Source organism: Propionicimonas sp., assembly GCF_034927565.1.
In the GTDB taxonomy this organism is placed as follows: Bacteria; Actinomycetota; Actinomycetes; order Propionibacteriales; family Propionibacteriaceae; genus Propionicimonas.
On the sequence record NZ_JAYFPT010000076.1, the window covers coordinates 1 to 6,587 of the forward strand.

Consider the following 6,587-nt stretch of genomic DNA (forward strand, 5'->3'; position numbering starts at 1 on the left):
CCCGGCAGGCAACACAAGGACACAATCAGCACGGTCGCGGGTCATCTCGACCCGTCGCGCGTTCACCTCGTCCACGACTTCCACCCAGCGCTCTGCCGCTGCGACGGCCTTGCCGAACTGGACATGGCGTCGCACCAGCCGCTGCCGCCGAACCCGATCGTCCAGCTCCAGGTAGTACACCGCAGTGAGTAACTCCCTGACGAGCGGCCACGGCTCGTCCGCGTCCAGAAGATAGTTCCCCTCGGTCACAACCACCTCGACAAAGCTCGGTACGGCAATGCCACCGGCCAGCGGCTGCTCGAGAATCCGGTCGAAGGACGGGCAGTAGACCACGGGCTCCGCGCCGGAGGCGATCCGGCGCAACGCAGACAGATAACCCCAGGCGTCGAACGTGTCGATCCGGCCCTTCACCGCACGAAGGCCGAGTTCCTCGAGCATGTGATCGGCCAGGTGAAATCCGTCCAGCGGGACGTACCCGACCTTCGTCCCCTTCTCTCCGAGCAGGGACACCAACTGGCCGGCGAACGTGGACTTGCCAGAGCCCGGCGGTCCTGCGATCCCCACCATGACCGGTGCTGGACCTCCGCAGCGCTCCAGCACTTCGGCCGCTACCCGCTGCAGCTCCACCGAGTAGTCGCCCGGAATTGCATCCCGCGGGTGTTCGGCCATGGTCTCCGACTTTCCTGTGGCTTCTCGTGGTACAGCCGATCAGGCTGCCGTGGACGTCCACCGTACCGACTACCTCAGCAACCGAAAGACCCCCGACGGGGATGCTCGCTGTGCGCAGGCGGACGCCGCCCGCATGGGTTGCGTCCAACGACAGTGCGACCGCCTGGTCGGAAAGTCGTCTGGGGCGGGCGCCGGACCGCCACGCCGACCACCGTCACTCAGCGCGCATGTCGCCCAGGTGGTCCTGTTCCCGCGCGCGCCGCGCCAGTTCCTCGTAGGGCGCCCGGATCCGGGCAATGTCCTCGTCGTCGAGTTCCTCGAGGTCGAGCAGCGCGTTGTGAGCGTTCTGGGTCACCCGGATCAGCTCGTCGAGCTTGGTCTGGATCGCCGCGGTGTCACGGTTCTGGGTGTTCTGGATCAGGAACACCATCAGGAAGGTGACGATCGTGGTCGACGTGTTGATCACCAACTGCCAGGTGTCGCTGAACCCGAACACCGGGCCCAACACCGCCCAGAGCAGAACCAGCCCGACCGCACCGACGAAGGTGCTCGCCCGGCCGGCGAACCGGGACAGGAGGTTCGCCACCTTCAGAAACCAACTCCCGCCATGCATCGTTGAACTCCTCTCGATCGGGGACGCGAGCAGTCCGAGGCCACGACGGAGCCGGGCTCGTGTCCTTTCTGACATACCCGCACCAACCGAATCCAACCCAGCGGGCCGAGAACGACGACTACCTGGCCGGGATGGGTGCTCAGCCTCGCGAGGCGGCCAGGCGCCCGCAGCCGAGCAACACCCGAACACCGCGGCGGCCGTGCACTGGTCGCGGGCGAGCGCCCTGTTTGGGAGCATCCTGGAGTGGGTAATCCCCACGTCAGGAGAGAGGAGTCCATCATGGCTCAGCCGCAATGTCCCGTATGTGGTGCACCGGTCGATCCCGAGACCGCTCCTTCGGAGAGTGTCCGGGACGAGCTCTACTACTTCTGTTCGCCGGCCTGCCACGATCAGTTCATCGTCAACCCCGGCGCTTTCGTGGAGGTTCCCGACTGACCCGTTCCACGGAGTATCCAGGAGCACAATCGGGCTGCCGGGATACCCCGATCGAGTGGCCGGCGCACGCTCCGAAGCCCACCCCCGCCTGCCTCCCCCCGGCAGGACCGACCCTGGCAGCGGAGTTCGCCGCCGGCGGGCGACCACCCGCCCTCGCCACTCTGCCCGAGTGGTCAGCTGGCATCCAGACAGCTGACCACTCGGGCTCCACCACCCCGAAATGTGTGGTGACAAGGTGAAATAGGGCGCAGCGTGATGCACGGATACCCCGGCAGGTCTTGCATCCAGCGCCGACCCGTGTCAGGCTGGCAGAGTCCGAGCGGTCAAACCACGTGCCGACTCCGACGCCTTTCACCGAAGGGAGCGAGCCATGGCACGTGGAGTTGCACTGGCAGCCGTCCCCCAGCAGCGCGAGCAGCGCACCGCCGAACTCTTCACCGAACTGCACGGCAATCCGGATCCCGGGTACGCCGAGCAGCTGGTCGATGAGTTGGTGCGGGTCAACCTTCCCCTCTGCGACTCCCTCGCGGGACGCTACGTCGGCAGAGGAACCGAACACGACGACCTGCTGCAGGTTGCCCGAGCCGCCCTGGTGGTGGCCATCCACCGCTTCGAGCCTCGGCTCGGCAGGCCGTTCGCCTCGTTCGCCGTCCCCACCATCGCCGGCGAACTGAAGCGGCACTTCCGGGACCATGGCTGGATGGTCCGGCCTCCTCGCCAACTCCAGGAGTTGCGAGCCCGCGCCACCCGCGGCCGGCAGGCCCTGGAACAGGCAGTCGGTCACGAAGTGAGCATCGACGATCTCGGACGGCACCTTGAGGTCGATCCACAGCGGTTGAGGGAGAGCCTGGCGGCTGGCGGCGGCTATCGTCCAGTCTCACTGGAGGCGCCTGCCCGCGACGACGCCTCGGTCACCGTCGGAGATGCCCTGAGTGACCAGGGCGATGCCATCGAGGAGTTGATCGAGCACCTCGATCTGCGACGGGCCCTCACCGAGCTCTCCCACCGCGACCAGGCGGTGTTGCGGTGGCGGTTCGCGGAGGAGTGCAGTCAGAGCGAGATCGGGCGGCGCCTCGGCGTCTCCCAGATGCAGGTGTCACGGATTCTCCGGGCGCTGCTGGCGCAGTTGCGGATCAGGTTGCAGCCTCCCCAGCAGGTTGCCGCCTGAGTTGGACCGGTGATCGGGAGCGGCTCCAACCCCCCGAGTCGCTCCCGATCACCCCGGTGGGTGGCGGGTTCGCGGTTGTCGGTCCAACCGCGCAACCACCTGCCATGGCTTGCGCGATCGTGACGATCAGCGGTCGCAGCCCGATTGACCCACCGCCGCGGAGGGTACGAAACCACCAAGGCCCAGAAAAGGAGGAGCCATGGAGAACATCGTCGAGTGCCCGGTATGCGGCATGGAGTTCCCCGAGTCGCAGCCCGGTGCGACCGCCGTCCACGACGCCCAGACCTACCAGTTCTGCTCGACCAGGTGCCGCGACGCCTTCGTGGCGGATCCGGGCGAGTACGTGGGCAACACCGGAAGCTGAGGACGGCGGTCTCGAGCCCGCAACGGTTCGAAGCGACTGGCGCGCACCAGCAGGCCCTGCACGCAAGGGATCCCCACGCAACAAAGCCGGTGGCCCGCAAGGTTCATACCCTGCGGGCCACCGGCATGCTCGGCGCCTGACAGATCAGGTGAAAAGACTCACCCCGCCGGGCCCGACTGCCAGGCCGACGACGATGAGGACAATGCCCCACAGAATCTGCTTCTTGACAATGGCGGCGATGCCGGAGATCACCAGCACCGCTGCGAGAATCCACAAAAAAGTGGCCATGAGCGCTGCCGCCTCAGCCGCGGAACTGGTCTTCGATGGTGTCCTTGGCCTCCTCGGCGGTCTTCTTCACCGCGGCCTTTGCCTGATCGATCTTGCCTTCAGCCTCCATACGGTCGTCGCCCGTGAGCCGACCGACGCCCTCCTTCACCTTCCCGGCGGCATCCTGCGCGGCGTTCCTGGCCTTGTCTTCGATTCCCATGGTGAGTTCCTCTCGTTGCTCGGGTCCCCCTGAAATACCCGCTGCGGCACTGGTCAAACACGAAGATCATCCGGCCGGACGTGGTGGGCTCCTGACAGCCGGCAGCGGCACCCACGGCGGTGCGCCGGCTGCGATTTCAACCGGCGCACCTGCGGGAGAGCCGCGGGCCCGGCAGCCTCACCCGGTAGCCTCGCAGTACCCACCCAACCGGACGAGTAAGCGTCCGGGACAACATCGACCGGTTGCGGCCCGATGTCACGCACTCTCCGGGTCGGCGCCGGTCTCGATCACCTGTGCGGCAAGATCGCGTAATTTCAGGTTGCGCTGCTGACTTGCCCGGCGGAGGCGCTCGAAGGCAGCACCGGGCAGCATACGGTGCCGCTCGACCAGGATCCCGGTCGCCTGCCCGATCAACCGGTGACTCTCCACCGCCACCCGCAGGTTCGCTTCCCGGTCGGCAGCTTCCTGGGCGGTGGTTACCCGGCCCAGTGCCGCCGCGAAGGCAACCGCCAGGAGGTCGGCGGCGATCATCTCCTCGACCGTGATCCGGCGTGGCTGCGGGAACTGGATCCAGGCCCGGGAGTCGGTGTCCGGCGTGGGAGCCACCAGCAGAATGCCGGGGCGGCGCCGGGTGGTGTCCGGATCCCGCTCGCCGTCCAGGCCGCGCAGCACCTCGTCCGGCAGTTGATCGGCGGCGACAGCGTCGGCCGCACTGAACCACAGGGCAGACCCGCCGTCACTCAGCCGGATCGTGCAGTTGCCGTCGAACAGCAGCCCGAAGCCGTGTTCGGCGATGCCGATCAGCGCGGCGAGATCGTCCACCGTTGCGAAACCCTGGCTGACCTCGGCGGCAGCCGCCCGGCGCTCCGTGGCCTCGTGGGCACGGGTGACATCGCGCAGGGTGCGCAGGTGGGTCATCCCGATCGCCTGATGATGAATCACCGTTCCGCCGGAGAGCACCCACAGCGGACGACGATCCCGCCGGTACAGCAGCAACTCACGCTCCGCCTCATCACCGCCGAGGATGCCCTGGTAGACGTCCTGGATCTTTGCCAGGGCCTCGGGATCCTCCTGCTCGGTGGGCCACCACGGGTAGGGCGGACGGAACGGGCCGTCCTCCAGCCGATAGCCCAGCAGGTCGGTAAAGGCCTGGTTCAACTCCAGCACCAGCCCCTCGGAATCGAAGATCAGCAGGCCGTCGCGGATCGACCGGATCACGGCCTGCCGCCAGGCCGCGTCGATCGAATCGGCTTCCACCATCACGGGATTCGTCACGACGCTCGGCGCGGACGCAGCCCTCTCGCCGGTCGGCCCGGTCATCGGGCCTCCCAACTCCCCGGGCAAGCCCGGCACTGGCTCGTTCATGGACACACTTCTTCCTCGTGGTGCCCGAAGGTTCGAGAGTTCGAATGTGCACGCGGTGGCGTCGATATCACAGCTTGATCGACACCAAACGCTAGCAACGATGCGGCGCCAGTGGGGAGGTTCGCGCGAATACCGGGCCACGATCGTCGTAGCTCCTCGCCGGTGCACCTCGGTAGGGGCGTGGATGTGCGGCGGCCGCCGGGTGCGGAATTCTGTGGCACGGCCTCGCTGCAGGTGTAGTCGACCGGCCCAGTGGGTAGGAGAACCATGGACAGAGGAGGAAAGATGCCCAAGCGAGATCCCGGACCTTCGGTGAAGGACAAGGAACTGTACGAGACCCTCCGCGACGACGGCGCCAGCAAGGAGAAGGCAGCCCGGATAGCCAACGCCGCCGCGAAGTCGTCACGAGGAGCGGTCGGCCGCAAAGGCGGCAAGGCCACTGACTACGACGACCGCACCAAGGCAGAGTTGACGAAGCGGGCGGCGGAGATCGGCATCAAGGGTCGCTCGCGGATGTCGAAGGCCGAGTTGATCGACGCCCTCCGCAACCACTGAGCGCGCGGCAACCACGCAGGGCGGGTCCCGGGGTCATCCCCCGAGTAGTTCCGCCATCGCCGCTTCGGCCGCTGCCCGTCCCCCGGGACCCCGATGGGCACAGGCAAGCGCCGGATCAATAGTCCTGCCGTCGCGGTACCGATCGATCACCCGAGGGTCAATAGAGGACGCCCGCGCCACGGCCGGCAGCCCGCACGCGCCAGCGCTAGAACGTGGCCTTGCCGCCGGTGACGCCCAGGATGCTCCCAGAGACGTAGCTGGCGGTTTGCTCGGAAGCCAGGAAGACAAAAGCCGGCGCCACCTCGGCGGGCTGTCCAGCTCGACCCAGAGGGCTGTCGGAGCCGAACTGCTCAAGCTCTTCGGCAGTGCGGGTAGCGGGCTGCAGCGGAGTCCAGATCGGTCCCGGCGCAACGGCGTTGACCCTGATACCGCGCGGGCCGAGTTGCTCGGCGAGATTCACCGTGATGCTGTTGACCGCAGCTTTGGTGGCAGCGTAGTCGAGCAGGTGCGCGGAAGGTTCATAGGCCTGGATGGAACTGGTGTTGATGATCACCGAGCCCCGCTGGAGATGCGGCAGCGCCGCCTGGCAGACCCAGAGCACGGCTTCGATGTTGGTCCGCAGCACGCGGTCCACCAGGTCGGGCTCCAAGCCCTCCAGAGTTCCAGCTCCCGCCCTGGTGAAGTGGAAACCCGCATTGTTGACCAGGATGTCCAGCCCGCCCAGGCCGTCAACCGCCTCACCCACCAGGCGCTGACAAGCGTCGATGTCGGTGAGATCCGCGGCGATGGCCAACGCCGTCACACCTGCCTGCTCGATCAGTTCGACGGTTTCGCGAGCGTCCCTCTCCTCGTCGGCCAGACAGCCGATCGCCACATCAGCTCCTTCGCGAGCGAAGGCGATCGCGACAGCGCGCCCAATGCCCGAATCGCC

At 67.1% G+C, this 6,587-nt stretch carries 10 protein-coding genes; 4 read left to right on the forward strand and 6 right to left on the reverse strand.

Going from position 1 to position 6,587, the window contains the following annotated elements; translation table 11 throughout:
- On the reverse strand, positions 1-669 hold a 669-nt coding region (locus VB080_RS12670), incomplete at its 3' end, for a nucleoside/nucleotide kinase family protein (protein WP_323418817.1).
- A 214-nt stretch (positions 670-883) separates the two neighbouring features.
- Positions 884-1,282: a low affinity iron permease family protein gene (locus VB080_RS12675; RefSeq protein WP_323418818.1), complete on the reverse strand. Its 399-nt coding sequence runs from the start codon at positions 1,280-1,282 to the stop codon at positions 884-886.
- 279 nt (positions 1,283-1,561) lie between these two features.
- Here VB080_RS12675 and VB080_RS12680 point away from each other — a divergent pair, with 279 nt between their 5' ends.
- The 3 genes from VB080_RS12680 (at position 1,562) to VB080_RS12690 (ending at position 3,249) form a co-directional block, all read left to right on the forward strand.
- Positions 1,562-1,717: a YHS domain-containing protein gene (locus VB080_RS12680; protein ID WP_323418819.1), complete on the forward strand. Its 156-nt coding sequence runs from the start codon at positions 1,562-1,564 to the stop codon at positions 1,715-1,717.
- Between the two features lie 370 nt (positions 1,718-2,087).
- Positions 2,088-2,885 carry a sigma-70 family RNA polymerase sigma factor gene (locus tag VB080_RS12685; RefSeq protein ID WP_323418820.1) on the forward strand — a complete coding sequence of 266 codons (798 nt, stop codon included), beginning with the start codon at positions 2,088-2,090 and terminating at the stop codon, positions 2,883-2,885.
- A 199-nt stretch (positions 2,886-3,084) separates the two neighbouring features.
- Positions 3,085-3,249, forward strand: a complete 165-nt coding sequence (locus tag VB080_RS12690) for a hypothetical protein (protein WP_323418821.1) — start codon at positions 3,085-3,087, stop codon at positions 3,247-3,249.
- Between the two features lie 144 nt (positions 3,250-3,393).
- Here VB080_RS12690 and VB080_RS12695 read toward each other — a convergent pair whose 3' ends face one another.
- The 3 genes from VB080_RS12695 to VB080_RS12705 form a co-directional block, all read right to left on the reverse strand.
- Positions 3,394-3,537: a GPGG-motif small membrane protein gene (locus tag VB080_RS12695; RefSeq protein WP_323418822.1), complete on the reverse strand. Its 144-nt coding sequence runs from the start codon at positions 3,535-3,537 to the stop codon at positions 3,394-3,396.
- Between the two features lie 13 nt (positions 3,538-3,550).
- Positions 3,551-3,736 (reverse strand): CsbD family protein, encoded by a 186-nt coding sequence (locus VB080_RS12700; protein ID WP_323418823.1) that lies wholly within the window; start codon positions 3,734-3,736, stop codon positions 3,551-3,553.
- A gap of 255 nt (positions 3,737-3,991) precedes the next feature.
- The gene (locus VB080_RS12705; protein WP_323418824.1) at positions 3,992-5,101 is read right to left on the reverse strand and encodes an ANTAR domain-containing protein; all 1,110 of its coding nucleotides are present in this window, start codon (positions 5,099-5,101) and stop codon (positions 3,992-3,994) included.
- Between the two features lie 285 nt (positions 5,102-5,386).
- Between VB080_RS12705 and VB080_RS12710 the strand changes: the two genes are divergently transcribed.
- Entirely contained in the window at positions 5,387-5,656 is a 270-nt protein-coding gene (locus VB080_RS12710; RefSeq protein WP_323418825.1) for a Rho termination factor, read from the forward strand.
- A 205-nt stretch (positions 5,657-5,861) separates the two neighbouring features.
- On the opposite strand, the gene VB080_RS12715 is transcribed toward VB080_RS12710, so the two are convergent.
- Positions 5,862-6,530, reverse strand: a complete 669-nt coding sequence (locus VB080_RS12715; protein ID WP_323418826.1) for an SDR family oxidoreductase — start codon at positions 6,528-6,530, stop codon at positions 5,862-5,864.
- Between the last annotated feature and the right edge of the window lie 57 nt (positions 6,531-6,587).

Bases quoted from the DNA above. Each gene is read 5' to 3' on its own strand.
- VB080_RS12675 (WP_323418818.1), bottom strand. From the start codon at position 1,282: ATGCATGGCGGGAGTTGGTTTCTGAAGGTGGCGAACCTCCTGTCCCGG.
- VB080_RS12680 (WP_323418819.1), top strand. From the start codon at position 1,562: ATGGCTCAGCCGCAATGTCCCGTATGTGGTGCACCGGTCGATCCCGAG.
- VB080_RS12685 (WP_323418820.1), top strand. From the start codon at position 2,088: ATGGCACGTGGAGTTGCACTGGCAGCCGTCCCCCAGCAGCGCGAGCAG.
- VB080_RS12690 (WP_323418821.1), top strand. From the start codon at position 3,085: ATGGAGAACATCGTCGAGTGCCCGGTATGCGGCATGGAGTTCCCCGAG.
- VB080_RS12695 (WP_323418822.1), bottom strand. From the start codon at position 3,537: ATGGCCACTTTTTTGTGGATTCTCGCAGCGGTGCTGGTGATCTCCGGC.
- VB080_RS12700 (WP_323418823.1), bottom strand. From the start codon at position 3,736: ATGGGAATCGAAGACAAGGCCAGGAACGCCGCGCAGGATGCCGCCGGG.
- VB080_RS12705 (WP_323418824.1), bottom strand. From the start codon at position 5,101: ATGAACGAGCCAGTGCCGGGCTTGCCCGGGGAGTTGGGAGGCCCGATG.
- VB080_RS12710 (WP_323418825.1), top strand. From the start codon at position 5,387: ATGCCCAAGCGAGATCCCGGACCTTCGGTGAAGGACAAGGAACTGTAC.